The organism is Aeromonas sp. 2MA4 (assembly GCF_029237305.1).
GTDB lineage: Bacteria > Pseudomonadota > Gammaproteobacteria > Enterobacterales > Aeromonadaceae > Aeromonas > Aeromonas salmonicida.
In genome coordinates, this window is record NZ_JAACFY010000001.1 from 408443 (window position 1) to 428300 (window position 19858).

The window sequence follows — 19858 nt, forward strand, 5'->3', positions numbered from 1 at the left end:
GGGTAACGAAATAAAGAGAAGGCGGGCAGGCGACTTTACCAAATCCAAACCTTGTTTGTAATATGCTGGCACTTTCCCATGAACAGATGGAGCTCAGATGAGCCAATCACCCCCTATGGTCAAAGACTCAATCAGCGGCGCAGACTACTTCCTGCGCGGTTTCTCCCTCATTCGCCAACCGGGCATCCGTACCTTTGTGCTGATCCCGTTGCTGGTCAACTTCGTGCTGTTTGCCGGGGCCTTCTACGCCCTCTTGTTGCAGCTCGATGGTCTGTTCGGCTGGCTGCACCAGCAGATCCCCAGCTGGCTCAGCTGGTTGGACTATCTGCTCTGGCCCATCGCTCTGGTCACCATACTGGTGGTCTTCTCCTTCCTGTTCAGCTCGGTCGCGAACTGGATAGCGGCCCCCTTCAATGGCCTGCTGGCGGAGAAGGTGGAACAGACCCTCACCGGCGAGGTGGTCAGCGACACCGGCATGCTGGACATAGTCCGGGATGTGCCCCGCACCTTCGGCCGTGAATGGACCAAGTTGAAGTACTACCTGCCCAAGGCCATCGGCTGCCTGATCCTGTTCCTCATCCCCGTGGTCGGGCAGACCCTGGCCCCCGTGCTCTGGTTCCTGTTCAGCGCCTGGATGATGGCAATTCAGTACATCGACTATCCATTCGACAACCACAAGATAAGCTTCATCACAATGCGCGATGCCTTGAAGCAGCGCCGCGGCAAGTGCCTGAGCTTCGGTGCCCTGGTCACCCTCTTCTCCGCCATTCCGGTGGTGAACCTCTTTGTGATGCCGGTCGCCATCTGTGGTGCCACCGCCATGTGGGTGGATCACTACCGCGCCGAACAGCTCAAACGCTGATCCCTTCCCCAATGAAAAAAGGCATCTCATCGGTGCCTTTTACTTTTTTGCATTATAAAAAATAATGAATATCCTTCATTTCTTGTCCCATATAGCTTGAATTGATAGGATGCGGGCCTTTCTCGCACCCTGGGATATCTCATGTTACATACACTCTTCTTGCTGGGCCTGGTGGCCGAAGGAATGACTGGCGCACTGGCTGCGGGTCGGCGACGGATGGATCTGTTTGGCGTGGTGATCATCGCCTCGGCAACGGCCATCGGTGGCGGTACCATCCGGGATGTGTTGCTTGGGCACTATCCCCTGCTCTGGATTGAACATCCGGAATATGTGCTGCTGGTGGCAGGCGCGGCCATGGCCGCCGTCATATCGGCACCGCTGATGCGCTACCTCGGCAAGCTGTTCCTGGCGCTCGATGCGCTGGGACTGGTGGTCTTCTCCATCTTCGGCGCCGCCAGGGCCCTGGAGATGGGCCATGGCATCGGCATTGCCTGCATCATGGCGGTGGTCACCGGCGCCTTTGGCGGTGTACTGCGAGACCTGCTCTGCCAGCGCATTCCCCTGGTGTTTCGCCGGGAGCTCTATGCTGCCATCTCGCTGATCACCGCCGCCATCTACTGCCTGGCGCTGGATCAGGGTCTGCCCAACGACTGGGCCGCCTTTGGTGCCATCGGGATCGGCTTCGTGTTGCGCTTGCTGGCGGTACGATTCAAGTGGGGATTGCCCACCTTCCACTATCAGTACGCAACCCACTGAGCGCGCCAGCTTCTGGCGAAGCCGTTCGGATTGCAGACAACAAAAAAGCGCCTGACAGGCGCTTTTTTGTATGGGGACACTGAGCGCGTACACGACTCAGTTAATCCCTTCCGAGCTGAAGAAGGTTGCCTTGTCGGCGATGAAGCGGATCTTGATGTTCTTGCCCTCCTCTCCCCAGATGCAGCTGGTGGTGCCCAAGGCATCGTCGCAGCGCTCTGCCTTGCCGAGTATGGTGCTCGCTTCCGCGTAGCTGATCCCCATCTTCAACTTGTCGTAATTCTCGCGATTGAGCTTGCCACAACCGGTCAGCAGCAGGGCAATCATGCCCCCGAGAAAAATATGTTTCATCTGGTTCTCCTCTGGATAGTGTCCGGAGCCTAACAGCTCGGCCCCCCTCTTTGCCAGTGACCAGGCGCTGCCGCCCGCCATAGAGGCGAGGTGTCGCTCGCCGGATGCCGCCAACGACTACCAGCTGCGGACGGGGCCGGTGTCCAGATGAACGAAGTTGTCGCTCGGGTAGTAGCCCACTCCACCCACCTTGAGATTGAGCGCAGCCTTGCGCAGATGGGCCAGTTGGACACCCGGGATCCGCACATCCACCGCCTGACCCAGGGTGTGATAGCTGTGCTTGGCCACGCCGCGGCTCTTGCTGCGCTTCTGGCGATTGGTCGCCGGTGAACGGTAGCCGGAAATAAGCTGGATCTCGCCGTTGCGGCCCAGCTTGTGCTGCAACAGATAGAGCTGATCGAACAGCTTCTTGTCGATGTTGAACACTTCGTTGCGACGATAGTCGCGGAAAATATGATTGAGCTCGGCCAGCCCGTCTTGCAGGTAGCGACCATTCTCCCAATAACTGGCCTGCACTCGCTCGCCGGTATTGAGATTGAAAAAACTGAGTTCACGTCCTGAGGTACTGCGGCTCGCCATGGCAGGGAATGAGAGCATGGCTCCCCCCAGCAGGCACCCAGCCCCCAGCAGCAGGCGACGTCGACTTATCTCTTGTTCCAGCATAAGGAGTTCGTCCATCGCAGATGTAAGCGACACTGTTGAGTGAATTTGATACAGGTGCTTGAAACTACCTTTCGAACCCTCCCATGTCAAACCGCCCGCACCAATGAAAAAGCCCGGCAAGGGCCGGGCTTTTCACTCTGTGGCAAGGATCACAGCAGGCGACTTTGGAAGCTGACTCGATCAAATCCATAGATGTCATTGCGCAGTTGCTGGCGACCCTCTTCGTCGATCCAGCTGCTCCAGTAGACGGTAAAGACCGGTATGGGAGTGGTCAGCGGCAACCACTTTGTCTGGGTATTTTTCAGTATGCTGGCCACCTTGTCCGGCTGGTAGCGGGAGTCCGCCAGCAGCAACTCGGCCAGATCGTCGGCGTGCTCCACCCGGATGCAACCGGAGCTGAAGGCCCGAGCCCCTTGCTCGAACAGCGCCTTGCGCGGAGTGGAGTGCAGGTAAATGGCGTCGTTGTTGGGCAGGTAGAACTTGTAGCGCCCCAGGGCATTGTGATCACCGGGCTTTTGCCGCAGGCGATAAGGGAAACCGGCGGCCAACGCCTGATACCAGCCCTCTTCGGTGAACTGCACAGGGTTGCCTTCGCCGTCGATCACCTCGAATTGCTCGCGATTCAAATAGGCAGGATCCCGACCCAGCTTGGGCAGAATATCCTTGCTCAGGATGGAACGCGGCACATGCCAGGGCGGGTTGAGCACTATGGAGCGGATCTCGCTGGCGAGTATGGGGGTTGCCCGCTGCTCCTTGCCAACGATGACCCGACTGGTAAACACCTCGTTGCCGGACTCCACCACGCTCAGACGGTAGTCAGGAATATTGACCAGCACGTAACGGGCACCGGAGAGATGATCAACCAGATCCCGGCGCCACAGGTTGCGCAACAGCAGGCTGGCACGCACTTGCGGCCCGGTGTTGAGCCAGGTGCGAGTCTGGCGGCCAATGATGCCATCGGCGGTCAGACCGTGGCGGCGCTGGAACTGCTTGATGGCCTGCTGGGTGTCGACGTCATAGGTGGCGTCGTCATGACGGGGGGCGCCATCCCCCAGCTCGTTGAGGATGGTACGGATCTGCCCCAGTTCAGGGGATGCCTCACCCGCCCGCAGGGTCGGCATGGTCAGGGTCGGCCACTGCTTTGCCATGGGCATGGCGAGCAGTTTGCGCACTTCCTCGCGCACCGCCTCATACTCGGCGACCTGGGGTCTGAGCTGCTTGACCTGATCCAGCAGATTGTCGCCAACAGGCTCGTGGGCCAACGGCTGGTTCAAATTGAGCTTGAGGGTTCGCATCTGCTCGCGAGCGACCAGATCCATGGCACGCCAAGCCTGCTGAAAGCGGGCCAGCTTGCCAAAGACTTCATCATAAATGGCCCCACGCTGATCGGCCGGTTTGGCCTGCAGCTTCTTCCAGAGACTGAAGAAGTCAGGGTGCAACTGGGCCAGTACGGCCTCCTGCAACTGGTGCTCCAACTCAAGGCGAGCCTGCTCTGCGGTACTGTTCTGATACCAGTCATGCTGCACTGCAGCATTGGTTACCAACACCTGTCCTTCGCTTGCCTGCGCCATTGCCGCTGGCAAGCAGCCCAGCCAGATCAGGTTTGCCAACGCCAGCCAATACTTCTTCCCCATGCTTACCTCAAGATCGGTTCACTTCAACTGCCAGACCCGGCGGTCAAGGCGCTCATGATGCGTGAATGCCAGTGACTTTACTAGCTGGCGGGGGCGTAGCGCCGCCAGATAACGTCATACTCATTGGTTGCTTTAAATTCAGCCAGCTCCCGATTGAACGCCCTGACAAACGCCGGTGAAAGCCGCTGTTTGCTGAACATGAAAAAAGTGGGTGATTCATATACGGCCATGCCGTGAGGCACGATCAGATCGTTTAACCCCTCTTCTTTCAGACCCCAGGGCGTGGCCAGAATATCCCCGAGAAAACCGTCGATCCGGCCGAGCACCAGCTTGCCGTAATTTTGATGATCATTGACCACGCTTACCTGGGCCGCATAGCGGCGCAACAAGTCGGCTGTCTCGGCCCCATAGTAGTAATCCTTGGTCACACCGAGAATATGACCACTGGCCAGCCAGCTCGCCAAATCGGTTTCAGGATAGGAAGAGGACTTGCGGACCCAGAGCACACTGCGCCCCGGATTATAGCCATCGGAAAACCAGGCATAGCGGCCACGCTCCTCGTTGGAGTATGCCTCCATGGCGATATCGAGCGAGCCCCGCGCCAGATCGTGCAGTATCCGCTTCCAAGGCCGCTCCACATAGGTGACCTGACAACCCAGTCGCGTGAGCATGGCATTGAGTGTTTCCACGGCAAAACCTTTCAGCACCTTGTCATCCGTCGTCGCGCTGTCGTAATAATGATAGGGCGGCCAATGGTCAAAACCGACCCGCAGCGGAGAGGGGCAAAAGCTGTTGGCGGATGCAGCCGGAGAGAGCAACCAGAGCGCACAGCAGAAGAGTATCAGCTTCATGGGTCATCCTTGACAACGCGATGCCTCATCATAAATCGGCCTTGGCCAAATGGCGACAGATCCTGCCACAGCGATCACCTGCATCGACACTGCATAGAGGGGGGTATTTCCTCCCATAGGGACTCGGCCATGAAATGAGCCCATACCCCGCGCGGCACAAGGCTTGGTCAGGTCACAACCGGGTCAAAATGGGGGCATTTGGAGCACTGACTCGAAAGGGGTTAATATGTGACCAAATATATTTTTGTGATCCACTATGCTTTTTTTGCAATTGGATTAGCATATGCGCGAAATCAGCCTACCAATCGTGAGGCGTAGAGAGTGATATGACGTACAAAAAGTTCGGTTTTCTGACTGCCATCATGGCACTGAGTGGTTTCTACCTTTACACCCTCTATCTGGCTGCCCACCCCAATGTGAGCCTGGCCTACAAACTCTATTACCTGGAAGGCAAGACCCGCTTCTGGGAGCACAACTCCAGCATGACTTATCAGCCGGGCAACGAGCTCAACCTGACCAGGCCGAGCCGCTTCCTCTCCAGCGCAGGCTGGGCTACCAAGCCAAGCACCAAGGGTACCGAACTCAGCGGCCAGGGCGGCCTCTATTTCGTGCTGCCCAAACAGCAAGCTCAGCCTGAACAGCTGACCATACAAGCCAGGGTCAACAGCCCGCAAGCCGGCACCCTGCTCAAGGTGGCGCTGGGTCATGACTTCACCACGACAGTCCGCCTGGCCAAGGCTGGCATCAACGAAATCCGGCTCAATCTGCCGGGCGATTCGCTGACATCGGACCCCAAGCGCCCCAACTTCCTGGCGCTGTCCGCACCGACTCCCCTCAATGTTCAGTCGGTACGACTGACCGTCGCCCAGTAAGACGTATTACCCGATACGCGGTTTAATAAATAATTTTCCAAATAAGGAAATTTCCATGTCGCATGCCGATTTTCGACTCTCTCTGATCGTGCCCGTATACAACGAGGAAGAGAGCATAGATGCCTTCATCAACGCGATAGATAACGAACTGGCGCCCATCAAGGATCATCTGGAGATAGTGTTCGTCAACGACGGCAGCCGTGACAGCACCCGCGCAGTGATCGAGCAAGCCATCACCCGCGATCCCAGGGTGACCCTGGTCAACCTGGCGCGCAACTTCGGCAAGGAAGCGGCCATGACCGCCGGTCTGCATCATGCCAAAGGCGATGCCATAGTGCCGATGGACGTGGATCTGCAAGATCCCCCTGCCCTGATCCTCGAGTTCGTCAAGCTGTGGCAGACCGGTGACTATGACACCGTCTACGGCATACGGGTGGATCGCAGTGCCGATACCCCGATGAAGCGGGTCACCGCCGGTGGCTTCTACCGTTTCTTCAACGCCCTCTCCACCAGCACCAAGCTGCCGGAAAACGCAGGTGACTTCCGTCTGATCGACCGCCGGGTGGTGGAAGCTATCAAGCAACTGCCAGAACGCAACCGCTTCATGAAGGGTCTGTTTGCCTGGGCTGGCTTTCGTGCCGTGGGCGTTCCTTACGAGCGTCCGGCCCGTCACGCCGGTGAAACCAAGTTCAACTACTGGAAGCTGTGGAACTTCGCCCTCGATGGCCTGATGAGTTTCTCCAGCTGGCCGCTGCGGGTGTGGAGCTATGTGGGGGTCGGTGTCTCCTTCGTTGCCTTCCTCTACATCCTCAAGATCGTCACCCAGGTGGTCTTCTTCGGGATCGATGTACCCGGTTATGCTTCCCTGATGTCAGTGGTGCTGTTCCTTGGTGGCATCCAGCTGCTGTCCCTTGGCATCATTGGCGAGTACATAGGCCGCATGTTTGTGGAAGTGAAACAGCGCCCCGTCTATCTCATCGAAGGGGTCTACGGCCAGTATGCCAAGCCGGCGGCAAACAAGCAGCAGGACGCTGACACACAGCAAGAGACAGAACAGCAACAAGACAAGAAGGAGCAAGCGCCTCAATGATCTCCCGCGAGGAATTCTGGCGCCTGTTCCGGTTCGGTCTGGTCGGCGGGGGGGCAACCCTCGTCGACCTTGGTACCTCTATCGCGCTGTTTCATACCTGGCCCGCCATCTCTGAACACTGGGTCACCACCATCGCCTTCATGATTGCCTTCTGGTTCTCATTCTTTGGCCATCGTTACATCACCTTCCAGAAACAGGGTGCCATCGGCAAGTTCTTGCTGGTTGCCCTCTTCTCGCTGGCGGTGAGAAACCTGATATTGAGCGGTCTGCTGTTTGCGGGTCTTTCTGGTCTGCTGCCTGTGGTGATCGCCACCCTGACAGTCACAGTGCTCACCTATATCCTCTCTCGCGTCTGGGTATTTGCCTGATGAATGACATTACAACGTTGACTCCCGACAGTTCGACTCCCGGCTGTCAGGCTCCCTATCGCCCGTCACTGGCCATCAGCAGCCGTGACTGGCTGATGATCATCGCCGCCTTTCTGCTGAGCCGGGTTGCCCTCTATGGCATGGGTTATTTCGGCGTCCAGCTTTACGGCACCACCGACATAGGCCCGCTGCAAGCCTATTGCCAGTTCGACTGCGTCTGGTTCCAGCGCATCATCGAAAACGGCTACGATCTCTACCCCCGCTGGCTCAGCAAGGGCAATGCGGCCAACTGGGCCTTCATGCCGCTCTATCCTATGTTGTCAGGTACGCTGTCAAACCTGCTCAATGTCGAGAGTCTGATCGGCCTGATGCTGGTTGCCAACCTTGCCTTCTTTGCCAGCCTGCCGCTGATGCTGCTGGTGCTGCGTCAGCTCAAGCTGGGTGACGAGACAGCCCGCTTCGGCGTCTGGCTGCTCGCCTTCTCCCCCTTCTCCGCTTATTTCGCCTCCGGCTATACAGAGTCGATGTTCATGGCCTTGATGCTGGGGATGTTCCTGTTTGCCTATCGGGAACAGTGGCTGATGGTCGCAGTGCTCGGCGTCTGCATCTCCGGCACCCGCAATCTGGGTGTGATGATGGTCTTCCCTGTGCTGATCCTGGCGCTGCAGGCCTACGGCTGGCGGGAGTTTTTCCGCTTCACCGAACGCGCCTTCAAGGTGGTATTCACCCTCTGGCTCATCCCCTTCGGCCTGTTTGCCTACATGGTCTATCTCTATCACCTCACAGGTGATGCGCTGGCCTTCAAGCATATCCAGGTGGCCTGGGGCCGTTACATGGACAGCCCGCTCGACTGGTGGCTGAGCGGCTTCGAGCTGGGGGGGCGCAAGGCTTACCTCTCCATCATGGTGATCTTCGGCTGGTGTCTGAACCTCTATCTGTTCAGCCAGAAGCGCTGGGCCGAAGCCACCCTGATGTTCATCTGCTGCACCATACCGCTGATGACGGGCCTCAACGCCATGCCACGCTACATGTTCGGCCTCTACCCGACCCTGCTGGCCATTATCCTGCTGACCCATCGCTGGCCAGCCATGCGACCTGCCGTGCTCTGCATCAGCGGCATGGTGGCCTCCTTCATCGCAGTGGCCTTCGTCAACGCCAAGTTCTTTACCGTCTGATGTGACGCCCCCAACGCCATGTCCAAAAATGCCGGTCCCTTGACCGGCATTTTTTATGTTCTTCGTAAATCCACGGGAGAGGTGAGCCTTGGCTGAAGGCGGGTAAACAAGACATCACCCACCCTGTTCCTATCGTGAAACAGTGCAGCTTTCGGCGATGCTCGGTCAACGCACAAGAGGGCATAAGAACAAACGGACAAGGCAAGTCAGACAGGAAGAGGCGAGAGAGGGATAAACAGCCAGCAAGAAGGGAGGAGTTATCTTGCAAACCGTCGCGATGGGACGGCTTGCAAGAGCTGTCTCCCGAACACAGGCAGTGCTCGGGAGACAGCCACAAAGCCAATCTCGTAGAGAGGCTGGCTTACTTGACAGTCACCCGGGCAAACTTGCGCTTGCCGACCTGATAGACGGCGGTACCGGCACCGATGAGTGCCTTGCCATCTTCCAGCTTCTCGCCATCCACCTTGACCGCGCCCTGCTTGATCATCCGCAGCGCTTCGGAGGTGGTGGCCACCAGATCGGCCTCTTTCAGCAGGTTGGCGATGGCCAGACCTTCGCCTTCCAGAGCCAGCTCGATTTCCGGCATCTCGTCCGGGATGGCGTTCTTGGAGAAGCGCTGGGTGAAATCTTCGTGGGCCGCTTCAGCCGCCGCTTCGTCGTGATAACGGGCGATGATCTCTTTGGCCAGCCAGATCTTCACGTCGCGCGGGTTGAGAGTACCGGCAGCGATGCCTGCCTTGAACTCTTCGATTTCGGCCAGCGGACGGAAGGAGAGCAGCTCGTAGTAGTTCCACATCAGATCGTCGGTGATGGACATGATCTTGCCGAACATCTCGCCCGGAGCGTCGTGAACGCCGATGTAGTTGCCTGCGGACTTGGACATCTTCTTGACGCCGTCCAGACCGACCAGCAGCGGCATCATGAGCACGCACTGGGCGGCCATGCCGGCATCTTTTTGCAGCTCGCGGCCCATCAGCAGGTTGAACTTCTGATCGGTACCGCCGAGCTCGACGTCCGCTTTGAGCGCAACCGAATCATAGCCTTGCAGCAGCGGATAGAGGAATTCGTGAATCGCGATGGACTGGCCGCCGGTGTAGCGCTTCTTGAAGTCGTCGCGCTCCATCATGCGGGCCACGGTCTGCTTGGCCGCCAGCTTGATCATGCCGGTCGCGCCCAGCTCGCCCAGCCATCTGGAGTTGTACTCGATGCGGGTCTTGGCGGGATCGAGGATCTTGAACGCCTGCTCCGCATAAGTGAGGGCGTTGTGCTTGATGGCCTCTTCGGAGAGCGGCGGACGAGTGCTGTTCTTGCCGGAGGGATCACCCACCATGGCGGTGAAATCGCCGATCAGCAAAATGATCTCGTGGCCCAGATCCTGGAAGGTCTTCAGCTTGTTGAGGATCACGGTATGACCCAGGTGAATGTCGGGAGCCGTCGGGTCCATCCCCAGCTTGATGCGCAGCGGGCGCCCTTCCTTCAACTTGGCAACCAGTTCTTCTTCAACCAGAATTTCTTCCGCTCCGCGCTTGATCTCGGCTAGCGCCACCTCGAGCTGGGACATTTTTTGACACTCCAATCACGATTCCACAGGGCCAAACATATTACTGGAATGGCGAGCTAATTGGAAAGGCTGTAAAATCCGCTCATTCTGCCCGACTTCGTCAGCTTCTCATGGTCATTTGGAACGCCTTCAACTCTCTTCCCACCTGGCACCGCAAGATGGTGCTGATTTTGAGCATCATGGTGATGATGCTGGCGGCCTGGCCAAGCGAACGGGCAGTCGCCACCCGGGTCGATGAAAACAGCAACGAGCTAGCCGCCGAGCCGCAACCGGACGACGACGATCTGTTGGCACAAGCCGGGCAAGCGGCCATTCCGCCCAAACCGAGCTATTTCACCAAACAGGTGAAAGTGCGCAGTGGCGACAACATGGGCGTCATCTTCCAGCGGCTGGGGCTCAGCACCACGGATCTGCACCTGATTGATCAGCTCGATGGCAGCGACCCCCTGCGCATGTTGCGCCCCGGGCAAGAACTCACCTTCAAGCTCACCAAAAATGGCGATCTGCACAGCCTCTATTACCCCCACAGCCTGGAACAGGCGTTGAAAGTAAGCCGCAAGGCCGAGAGCTTCGTTGCCAAACCGGTCAAGCTGGAACTCGATACCCGCGAGCAGGTTACCCGAGGCGAGATACGATCCAGCTTCTGGGGGGCCGCCGTCGAGGCGGGGATGACCGAAGATCAGATCATGGATCTCGCCGCCATCTTCGGCTGGGATATCGACTTCGCCCAGGACCTGCAACCCGGGGACAGCTTTCGGGTTGTCTATCAGGAAAAATTCCAGGATGACGAGCGAGTGGCCTCCGGCGACATTCTGGCCGCCGAGTTCATCAACCAGGGCGCCATCTATCGCGCCGTGCTGAACGACGATGGCAACTACTACACACCGGAAGGCAAGGCGATGCGCAAGAGCTTCCTGCGCGCGCCAGTCAACTTCAAATACATCAGCTCCAACTTCAATCCGCGCCGCCTGCACCCGGTCACCGGCAAGGTGCGTCCCCACAATGGCATAGACTATGTGGCACCGGTGGGCACCCCCATCATGGCGGCGGGCGGCGGCAGCGTGGTGGCGGCAGGTTACAACCAGTTCAACGGCAACTATGTCTTCATCAAGCACGCCGGCAACTATGTGACCAAGTACCTGCACCTCTCCAAACGCACCGTCAATAAAGGGCAGCGGGTGAAACAGGGGCAGACCATTGGCACCCTGGGGGGCACAGGCCGGGTAACAGGCCCGCACCTGCACTATGAATTTGTAGTGGGCGGCATTCACAAGAACCCGCGCACCCTCAATCTGCCGCAGGCCGAGACCCTCACAGGGCGGGAGCTGGCCAACTTCAAACTGCTGGCAACGCCGCAACTGGCCAAACTCGACCAACTCGACAAGCCCGAGCTGCAGCTGGCCCAGAACAAACGAGATAGCAACGGCAGTTAATGCGTCATCAGCCTCTGACCACGCCGCAGAAAAAGGCGAACGCTGAACCCTTGTTCCACATCTTTATCTCGATAAATAAGGACATCTCATGATTGAGCGCTACATTGGGCTGATGTCCGGCACCAGCATGGACGGGATCGACGCCGTGCTGGTGATGATGGACGGGGATGAACTGCGGGTCGAAGCGGCCATCAGCCACCCCTGGCCCACCGCCCGCGAGCTGCACGAGCTCTGCACCCCGAGCGACAACGAAATCGATCGCATGGGGGTGGCCGATAATCTGGTGGCCCGCGAGTTTGCCACCGCCACTCACGCGCTGCTGGCCAAGGCAGGGCTGACCCCCAAGGATATTCGCGCCATCGGCAGCCACGGTCAGACCATCCGCCACCGCCCCCAGCTCGGCTTTACCCTGCAGATCGGCAACGCCGCCCTGCTGGCGGCCCTGACCGGCATCGACGTCATCGCCGACTTTCGTACCATGGACATGGCCCTCGGCGGTCAGGGGGCGCCCCTGGTGCCCGCCTTCCATCAAGCGCTGTTTGCCAAACCCGGCGCCCTGCGAGTGGTGCTGAACCTCGGCGGCATCGCCAATATCTCGGTACTGCCGGGCAACGCGGACGGGGTGTATGGCTTCGATACCGGCCCGGCCAATACCCTGCTCGATGGCTGGTATCGCCGTCATCAGCCAGACGGCGGCAACTACGATGCCGGTGGCCAATGGGCCGCCAGCGGCCGGCTGATCCCGGCACTGCTGGAAAAGCTGCTGACTCACCCCTACTTCGCCGCCCCCGCCCCCAAGAGTACAGGACGGGAGATGTTCACCCTCGCTTGGCTCGATGATGAGCTGGCGGGCAGTGCATACGCCCCCGTGGATGTGCAGCGCACCCTGCAGGCGCTCACCTGCCACAGTATCGCCCGCCAGTTGCCTGCACTGGACGAGGCGCAAAGCCGGCCCGAGCTGTTTGTCTGCGGCGGGGGCGCCCATAACACCCCCCTGCTGAGCGAACTGGCCAGCCTGCTGCCCTGCTGGCGCATCGCCAGCACGACCGCGCTGGGGATTGCCCCCGACTGGATGGAGGGTGCGGCATTTGCCTGGCTGGCACAGCGCTTTATCCACCGCAAACCCGGCAACCTGCCCGCCGTTACCGGTGCCAGCCGTCTTGCCGTCCTGGGTGCCCTCTATCCTGCCTGATCGATAACCAGGATCAGGACCTTCGTATCAAGTATCTATGGGCAAGGAGGGCAGCCTGCCCTCCCATCTACACGGTCGCCAATCGCACAACCCTATACCCCGCCGGATAAGTGACACTGACTGCCCGACCGGCGTCACCCAGGCGGGCCAGCCACCCGCTGGTCCCACCCTTGCGCTCCATCATCACGATCTGCTAACAGGACGACTGCACCCTTATGGCATATTTATCTCTCTATTTGGCGCGATAAATATCATCAGAATAAGCGAACAAGCGGCTATTCGAACGCAATATTAAGATATCGCCTATGCAATATATTGAATTATATTCCAGCCACATCTTTATTAGTCTTTACATGACCTTGGGCTAGCATATTTTTAGCGAGCAGGATAGATACTCCAAACTCTTAAAAATACATATCTATGCACAATAAAATCGATTAACCGCAAGATGACGCATATTTTTAACGCCTCGTTCACAGCGCAACCCCCTCCCCCGCCAGGGGAAGAACCCAGTCCACACAGGCTCGCCCTCGATACCGGACCTGTTTGATCCACCCAGGAATCGTATTCACCCTGAATTGAATAGCAAAATAGCTATATTTCCAAGCGTTGAGCCATCTCATAGAAACGCAATCACCGGTTTGCATCCCCTGATGGCCACTCATAGAATCGCCTCGTCTGAAATAATCAACCCTGTCCCTTCCTCTCTTATCCCATTCAGCTATTGAGTGGATTAAACATAATAACCGGAGATGCACCCGCTGGCGCACTCGGATGGGACGAACCTGTACCTGAGTTAACAACGAATACTAAAAAGAGGAATATCTATGAGTGGCACCATCATCAAGGCTGCAAGAAATACCACCAATGCCCCCCAGGATCTGGGCCCCTACACCCAGACGGTGGCGTTCTCTCATTACAACAATATTTCTGCCCAGCTGCCGGTCGATCCCAGGACCGGCAAGATGGTGAGTGGCGACGTCAAGGTACAGGCCAGACAGTGCCTGAATAACCTCAAGGCGATCGTAGAGAGCATCGGCCACGTGATGGACGATATGGTCAAAGCCACCATCTTCCTGAAAGACATTTCGGATCTGGAAGCGGTCGACGCCGTCTATCGCGAATTCTTCCCGGGCTATCTGCCGACCCGCACCACACTCGCCGTGGCCGCCCTGCCGCTGGATGCCCAGGTGCAGATCGACGCCATCATCTCCAATGGCGAAGGCACCTTCCCGCAGGCGCCCTGCGCCCTGGTGAAACTGGCCCGCAACAGCGACAAGGCACCGCACAACCCGCTCTCGACCCATACCGTCGCCTTCTCTCACTACAACAACATAGGCGCGCAACTGCCGGTCGATGCGGTCTCGGGCAAGCTGGTCGCCGGTGGCATCAAGGAGCAGGCAGGTCAGTGTCTGCGCAACATCAAGACCGTGCTGGAAAGCATCGACGTGCCGTTTGACGACATCGTCAAGGTGAACATCTACCTGACCAGCCTCGCGGATCTGGAGGCCGTCAACGAGGTCTACACCACCTTCTTCCCGGACTCCGCCATTGCCCGCGCCGTCGCCTATCTGCCCGCCCGCTCCGTGATCAGCGCAACTGCCCTGCCGCTGGGTGCCCGGGTGCAGATGGATGCGGTCATCTCCCACGGTGACGGCACACCGCCGCAGCTGGTGGAAGACAGACACAACCTGGTGATCCGCTCCCGCAATACCGACAAGGCGCCACGCAGCACGCTCCATTGGCAGACTGTCGCCTTCTCCCACTACAACCATCTGGCCGCTCAGCTGCCGCTGGATATCACCACCGGCAAGATCCTGACTGGTTGTGTCAAAGAGCAGACCGCCCAGTGCCTGAGCAATATCAAGGCCATCGTCGAGAGCATCGACCATGTGATGGACGATATCGTCAAGGTCAATATTCAGGTGAAGAACATCGCGGATCTGGATGCGGTCAACGCTATCTACACCAAATACTTCCCGATCTATCTGCCGGCCCGTACCGTTATCGGCGTCAGCGAGCTGCCCGCCGGTGCCCTGGTGCAGATGGATGCGGTGATGTCCAATGCGGAAAGTACCCCGCCGCAGGTGTAAGATTTGCTTTAAATGATAAAAAGACACCGGCATAAGCCGGTGTCTTTTTATCGGGTGTCAACATTGACGACCTTATGCTTAAAATTTTCCTTCGTTATCCGAGAGTTTGTTTAAGCTCCACTTCTTTCAATTTAAAGATCTCATACTCCCGCGCATTTCTGCTCTTGGCAGCAGTGATCCATTGCACGCCGGTTTCATCGGCGTGTTTGAATTCGAGTCTGAATACGTATTTTGCACTGGTGACCATAGCCATCACCATCCCTGCCAGAAAAGCGACTGCGGGGAGAAACAACGTCATTCCCTTCCCCTGCGCTTCAGTCGGTATAAAGTAGAAGAGGATACTGGATGTAATTAACCCGAACAATAACATGTTTATTAGTTTGTCCTTCCATGTAAGCACTTTTACTTGTACATCAGAGATCCTGTTCAAATCATACGAATCAGAATTTATCTTCAGCGTTCCCTCTGACTTATCAATCAATACAGAACAAGCCATTGTAAATACCCCATCCTTTTTAAAATGCTGTAAATCACCTGATTTACTTAAAAATCACTCACTACCATGATCGAACGACAAATAACTCGCCTGCCCTATATCACTGGAAACGATACTGCAACGAATGCGGATTAATCACCATTCAGATGCACAGCATATTATGAACGGAATCGTATGGCACCAAATAAATGCAGCCATACCGATAAATTGGAGGTCGCCAACATACTAGGTTGTAAAACTGAATTATTCACTCAGGGTTGACCATGTCTCCCATAGAATAAAATTTTCTTATAAAAAACACCCCCCATCTTTCGATGGAGGGCGCTTTGTTATTCCAGCTATTGGGCCAAACCAGCCCAATATTTAGCTATTACAGGGATTCAGCGGTCGCAACCACGTTTTCCACGGTAAAGCCGAATTCCTTGAACAGCAGCTCGGCCGGAGCAGACTCACCGAAGGTGGTCATACCGATGATCTTGCCGCCAAAGCCCACGTACTTGTACCAGTAGTCGGCGATGCCCGCTTCGATGGCCACGCGCTTGGTGACGGAAGACGGCAGGACGGACTCTTTGTACTCGGCAGACTGGGCGTCGAATACGTCGGTGGCCGGCAGGGAAACCACGCGCACGGCGCGGCCCTTGGCAGTCAGCTGCTCATAGGCGGCCACGGCCAGCTCCACTTCGGAACCTGTGGCGATCAGGATAAGCTCCGGGGTGCCGGCGCAGTCTTTCAGCACATAACCACCCTTGGCGGTATCGGCCAATTGCTGGGCGGTACGGTCCATCTGGGGCAGGTTCTGGCGGGAGAAGATCAGGGAAGTCGGACCGTCGGTACGCTCGATGGCGTGCTTCCAGGCGATGGCGGATTCAACCTGGTCACATGGGCGCCAGGTGCTCATGTTCGGGGTCAGACGCAGGGAGGCGATCTGCTCGACCGGCTGGTGAGTCGGGCCATCTTCACCCAGACCGATGGAGTCGTGGGTGTAAACGAAGATGGCGCGCTGCTTCATCAGGGCGGCCATACGCAGGGCGTTGCGGGCGTACTCCATGAACATCAGGAAGGTGGCGCCGTAGGGGATGAAACCACCGTGCAGGGCGATGCCGTTCATGATGGCGGACATGGCGAACTCGCGCACACCGTAGTGGATGTAGTTGCCTGCCGCGCTCTCGGGGGTGAGAGACTTGGAACCGGACCACATGGTCAGGTTGGACGGGGCCAGGTCAGCGGAACCACCCATGAACTCAGGCAGCAACTTGCCGAACGCTTCCAGAGAGTTCTGGGACGCTTTGCGGGTCGCAATCTTGGCCGGGTTGGCTTGCAGGGTTTCGATGATCTTGGCAGATTCAGCGGCCCAGTTGGCCGGCAGCTCGCCTGCGGTGCGACGCTTGAATTCGGCAGCCAGCGCCGGGTGCGCGGCTTCATAGGCGGCAAACTTGGCAGCCCAGTCGGCTTCCAGCTTGGTGCCCTTCTCCTGACCGTTCCACTCGGCGGCGATGTCGGACGGAATGACGAACGGCGCGTGGTCCCACTTCAGGAAGGCACGAGCGGCAGCGATCTCGTCGTTGCCCAGCGGTGAGCCGTGGCAATCGTGAGAACCGGACTTGTTCGGTGAACCGTAGCCGATGATGGTGCGGCAGCAGATCAGGGTCGGCTTGCCGGTCTCGGCCTTGGCGGCTTCGATGGCGGCATTGATGGCTTCCGGGCTGTGACCGTCAACGGCCGGGATGACGTGCCAGCCGTAGGCTTCGAAACGCTTGGGAGTGTCGTCGGTGAACCAGCCTTCAACATGACCGTCGATGGAGATACCGTTGTCATCCCAGAATGCGATCAGTTTGCCCAGTTGCAGGGTACCTGCCAGAGAGCAAGCCTCGTGGGAGATGCCTTCCATCAGGCAGCCATCGCCCATGAAGGCGTAGGTGTAGTGGTCAACGATGTCGTGACCCGGCTGGTTGAACTGCTCGGCCATGGCTTTTTCGGCGATCGCCATGCCCACGGCATTGGTGATGCCCTGACCCAGCGGGCCTGTGGTAGTTTCGATGCCTGGCGCATAACCGTACTCGGGGTGGCCGGGGGTGCGAGAGTGCAGCTGGCGGAAGTTTTTCAGATCGTCGATGGAGAGATCATAACCGGAGAGATGCAGCAGAGAGTACAGCAGCATGGAGCCGTGGCCGTTAGACAGAATGAAACGGTCGCGGTCGGCCCACTTGGGGTTGTTCGGGTTATGCTTGAGGTGGCTGCGCCACAACACTTCGGCGATATCCGCCATTCCCATGGGGGCGCCCGGGTGACCGGAGTTGGCTTTTTGAACGGCATCCATACTCAATGCGCGAATGGCATTGGCAAGCTCTTTACGAGAAGGCATCTGTATCTCCTGCGATTGCTTCATTTGATGGCCAAGATTAAGGCGCGTTATTGTCCCAGCAGGGGGCGTGCGGTGCAAATATTATCTGGGCGAATAAAGTGGCTTTGGGAGCTCAATCGCTTTTCTTGCCAGGGCAAACGATTGAGTTGTCATCGGCTTGCACCCCAAATGGGGTAAAGCACGTATCTTGTTCGGCCAGCACGGGGCAAAACCAAAATAGTGCTGGCAATCGAGAAGGGCGCTAACTAAAATGGACGTCCAGATGTAGATACCTCTACAATCATCCTATCATCACCCGGTTATTGCTGTGGCGATAACCCCAGACAAGCTGAGAATCCCATCATGGCAAAGCTGTTTACTTCCGAGTCGGTCTCCGAAGGCCATCCCGACAAGATTGCGGACCAGATCTCCGATGCGGTACTGGACGCCATCCTCAAGCAAGATACCAAGGCTCGTGTCGCCTGTGAGACCCTGGTCAAGACCGGTATGGTCATGGTAGCGGGTGAAGTAACCACCTCTGCCTGGGTCGATATCGAAGAGATAGTGCGCGATACCGTACGTGACATCGGCTACACCCACTCCGACATGGGCTTCGACGCTGACTCCTGCGCCGTGCTGAACGCCATCGGCAAGCAGTCCCCTGACATCAACCAGGGCGTTGACCGCAGCGATCCGCTGGAGCAGGGCGCCGGTGACCAGGGCCTGATGTTCGGCTACGCCACCAACGAAACCGACGTGCTGATGCCCGCCCCCATCACCTACTCTCACCTGCTGGTGAAGCGTCAGGCCGAAGTGCGCAAGAACGGCACCCTGCCGTGGCTGCGTCCGGATGCCAAGAGCCAGCTGACCTTTGCCTACGACGACGCAGGCAAGATCATCGGTGTCGATGCCGTGGTTCTGTCTACCCAGCACGCCGAATCCATCAGCCACAAAGATCTGGTTGAAGCGGTACGCGAAGAGATCATCAAGCCGGTGCTGCCGGCCGAGTGGGTCAACAAGGACACCAAATACTTCATCAACCCGACCGGCCGTTTCGTTATCGGCGGCCCCATGGGTGACTGCGGTCTGACCGGTCGCAAGATCATCGTCGACACCTACGGCGGCATGGCCCGTCACGGTGGTGGCGCTTTCTCAGGCAAGGATCCATCCAAGGTTGACCGCTCTGCTGCCTACGCCGCCCGTTACGTTGCCAAAAACATCGTTGCCGCCGGTCTGGCAGATCGCTGCGAGATCCAGATCTCCTACGCCATCGGCGTGGCCGAGCCGACCTCCATCAGCGTCGAGACCTTCGGTACCGCTAAAGTCGCCGAAGATCTGCTGGTCAAGCTGGTGCGCGAGCACTTCGAGCTGCGTCCGTATGGCCTGATCGAGATGCTGGATCTGAAGCGCCCGATCTACCAGGCTACCGCGGCCTACGGTCACTTCGGTCGCGACGAGTTCCCGTGGGAGCAGACCGACAAGGCCGAACTGCTGCGTTCTGCCGCTGGCCTGTAAGGCACTCAGTTGTGATAAAAGGGGAGCCTGGCTCCCCTTTTGCTTGTCTGCCGACCGACGGAAATCCCATGTCTGCCACCCCAGCTCATCTCGAACAACTGCTGCATCAGCGGGTCGACGCCTGTTTCGTGCAGGCCGAGGCGCGCCTCGGTCGCACCTTTGCCCGTCCGCGCATCCACTGCAATATGCGGGGCCGGGCGGCGGGTTCGGCGCGGCTGCAGACCTGGGAGCTGCGCTTCAACCCTGCCCTCTATCAGGCCAACCAGCAGGCGTTTCTGGACGAGGTGGTGCCCCATGAAGTGGCCCATCTGCTGGTCTATGCCCTCTGGGGTGAGGGTCGAGGCAAGCATAGGGTATTGCCCCACGGCCAGCAGTGGCAGTCGCTGATGCGGGAGCTGTTCGGCCTTGAGCCCAGAACCACCCACAGCTTCGATCTGACGGTGCTGGCCCAGCGCACAGTACCTTATCGCTGTCATTGCCAGCAGCATCAGCTGTCGGTGCGCCGCCACAACAAGGTGGTGCGCGGCGAGGCCCGCTACCACTGTCGCCGCTGCAAGCAGCCCCTGGAGCGGGAACGGCAGGTGCCTGTGCCTGCACAGTAAGCCAGC

General features: G+C 58.1%; 18 protein-coding genes. 11 read left to right on the forward strand and 7 right to left on the reverse strand.

Annotated elements, in window-relative coordinates; all coding sequences use genetic code 11:
* Positions 1 to 97 precede the first annotated feature (97 nt).
* Positions 98 to 862: a sulfate transporter CysZ gene (gene cysZ / locus GWQ31_RS01870; RefSeq protein WP_059111529.1), complete on the forward strand. Its 765-nt coding sequence runs from the start codon at positions 98 to 100 to the stop codon at positions 860 to 862.
* Positions 863 to 1003: 141 nt separating this feature from the next.
* Positions 1004 to 1618 (forward strand): trimeric intracellular cation channel family protein, encoded by a 615-nt coding sequence (locus tag GWQ31_RS01875; protein ID WP_265422698.1) that lies wholly within the window; start codon positions 1004 to 1006, stop codon positions 1616 to 1618.
* A 96-nt stretch (positions 1619 to 1714) separates the two neighbouring features.
* On the opposite strand, the gene GWQ31_RS01880 is transcribed toward GWQ31_RS01875, so the two are convergent.
* The 4 genes from GWQ31_RS01880 to GWQ31_RS01895 all read right to left on the reverse strand — a co-directional run bounded on the left by GWQ31_RS01880 (position 1715) and on the right by GWQ31_RS01895 (position 5114).
* Positions 1715 to 1966 (reverse strand): DUF3862 domain-containing protein, encoded by a 252-nt coding sequence (locus GWQ31_RS01880; protein ID WP_270689461.1) that lies wholly within the window; start codon positions 1964 to 1966, stop codon positions 1715 to 1717.
* Positions 1967 to 2083: 117 nt separating this feature from the next.
* Positions 2084 to 2629: a DUF882 domain-containing protein gene (locus GWQ31_RS01885; protein ID WP_005316921.1), complete on the reverse strand. Its 546-nt coding sequence runs from the start codon at positions 2627 to 2629 to the stop codon at positions 2084 to 2086.
* A 149-nt stretch (positions 2630 to 2778) separates the two neighbouring features.
* A complete protein-coding gene (locus tag GWQ31_RS01890; RefSeq protein WP_159166903.1) occupies positions 2779 to 4263 on the reverse strand; it encodes a L,D-transpeptidase family protein in 1485 nt (494 codons plus the stop codon).
* An 80-nt stretch (positions 4264 to 4343) separates the two neighbouring features.
* Positions 4344 to 5114: a transporter substrate-binding domain-containing protein gene (locus GWQ31_RS01895; RefSeq protein WP_275908503.1), complete on the reverse strand. Its 771-nt coding sequence runs from the start codon at positions 5112 to 5114 to the stop codon at positions 4344 to 4346.
* A 326-nt stretch (positions 5115 to 5440) separates the two neighbouring features.
* On the opposite strand from GWQ31_RS01895, the gene GWQ31_RS01900 reads away from it, so the two are divergent.
* Genes GWQ31_RS01900 through GWQ31_RS01915 form a run of 4 tightly spaced genes read left to right on the forward strand, consistent with a single transcriptional unit; the run spans position 5441 to position 8619 of the window.
* Positions 5441 to 5986, forward strand: coding sequence for a hypothetical protein (locus GWQ31_RS01900; RefSeq protein ID WP_021141071.1), 546 nt, complete (start codon positions 5441 to 5443; stop codon positions 5984 to 5986).
* Between the two features lie 55 nt (positions 5987 to 6041).
* On the forward strand, positions 6042 to 7076 hold the full coding sequence (locus GWQ31_RS01905; RefSeq protein WP_275908504.1) for a glycosyltransferase family 2 protein: 1035 nt from the start codon (positions 6042 to 6044) through the stop codon (positions 7074 to 7076).
* The gene (locus GWQ31_RS01910; protein ID WP_005316930.1) at positions 7073 to 7444 is read left to right on the forward strand and encodes a GtrA family protein; all 372 of its coding nucleotides are present in this window, start codon (positions 7073 to 7075) and stop codon (positions 7442 to 7444) included. The genes GWQ31_RS01905 and GWQ31_RS01910 overlap by 4 nt, the downstream gene beginning before the upstream one ends.
* Entirely contained in the window at positions 7444 to 8619 is a 1176-nt protein-coding gene (locus tag GWQ31_RS01915; RefSeq protein WP_096118077.1) for a hypothetical protein, read from the forward strand. The genes GWQ31_RS01910 and GWQ31_RS01915 overlap by 1 nt, the downstream gene beginning before the upstream one ends.
* 361 nt (positions 8620 to 8980) lie before the next feature.
* Here the strand turns inward: GWQ31_RS01915 and tyrS are convergent, their stop codons facing one another.
* On the reverse strand, positions 8981 to 10180 hold the full coding sequence (gene tyrS, locus GWQ31_RS01920) for a tyrosine--tRNA ligase (protein WP_275908505.1): 1200 nt from the start codon (positions 10178 to 10180) through the stop codon (positions 8981 to 8983).
* 110 nt (positions 10181 to 10290) lie between these two features.
* On the opposite strand from tyrS, the gene GWQ31_RS01925 reads away from it, so the two are divergent.
* The 3 genes from GWQ31_RS01925 (at position 10291) to GWQ31_RS01935 (ending at position 14898) form a co-directional block, all read left to right on the forward strand.
* Positions 10291 to 11613 carry a peptidoglycan DD-metalloendopeptidase family protein gene (locus tag GWQ31_RS01925; protein ID WP_275908506.1) on the forward strand — a complete coding sequence of 441 codons (1323 nt, stop codon included), beginning with the start codon at positions 10291 to 10293 and terminating at the stop codon, positions 11611 to 11613.
* An 88-nt stretch (positions 11614 to 11701) separates the two neighbouring features.
* Positions 11702 to 12805 carry an anhydro-N-acetylmuramic acid kinase gene (locus tag GWQ31_RS01930; RefSeq protein ID WP_169045628.1) on the forward strand — a complete coding sequence of 368 codons (1104 nt, stop codon included), beginning with the start codon at positions 11702 to 11704 and terminating at the stop codon, positions 12803 to 12805.
* 827 nt (positions 12806 to 13632) lie between these two features.
* A complete protein-coding gene (locus GWQ31_RS01935; RefSeq protein WP_275908507.1) occupies positions 13633 to 14898 on the forward strand; it encodes a RidA family protein in 1266 nt (421 codons plus the stop codon).
* Between the two features lie 94 nt (positions 14899 to 14992).
* Here the strand turns inward: GWQ31_RS01935 and GWQ31_RS01940 are convergent, their stop codons facing one another.
* Together GWQ31_RS01940 and tkt are read right to left on the reverse strand one after the other, a co-directional pair.
* Positions 14993 to 15394 carry a hypothetical protein gene (locus tag GWQ31_RS01940; RefSeq protein ID WP_275908508.1) on the reverse strand — a complete coding sequence of 134 codons (402 nt, stop codon included), beginning with the start codon at positions 15392 to 15394 and terminating at the stop codon, positions 14993 to 14995.
* A gap of 370 nt (positions 15395 to 15764) precedes the next feature.
* Positions 15765 to 17756 carry a transketolase gene (gene tkt / locus GWQ31_RS01945; protein ID WP_096118073.1) on the reverse strand — a complete coding sequence of 664 codons (1992 nt, stop codon included), beginning with the start codon at positions 17754 to 17756 and terminating at the stop codon, positions 15765 to 15767.
* 342 nt (positions 17757 to 18098) lie between these two features.
* Between tkt and metK the strand changes: the two genes are divergently transcribed.
* Positions 18099 to 19250, forward strand: a complete 1152-nt coding sequence (metK, locus tag GWQ31_RS01950) for a methionine adenosyltransferase (RefSeq protein ID WP_075114976.1) — start codon at positions 18099 to 18101, stop codon at positions 19248 to 19250.
* A 68-nt stretch (positions 19251 to 19318) separates the two neighbouring features.
* On the forward strand, positions 19319 to 19852 hold the full coding sequence (locus GWQ31_RS01955; protein ID WP_265461478.1) for a SprT family zinc-dependent metalloprotease: 534 nt from the start codon (positions 19319 to 19321) through the stop codon (positions 19850 to 19852).
* Positions 19853 to 19858: the final 6 nt, after the last annotated feature.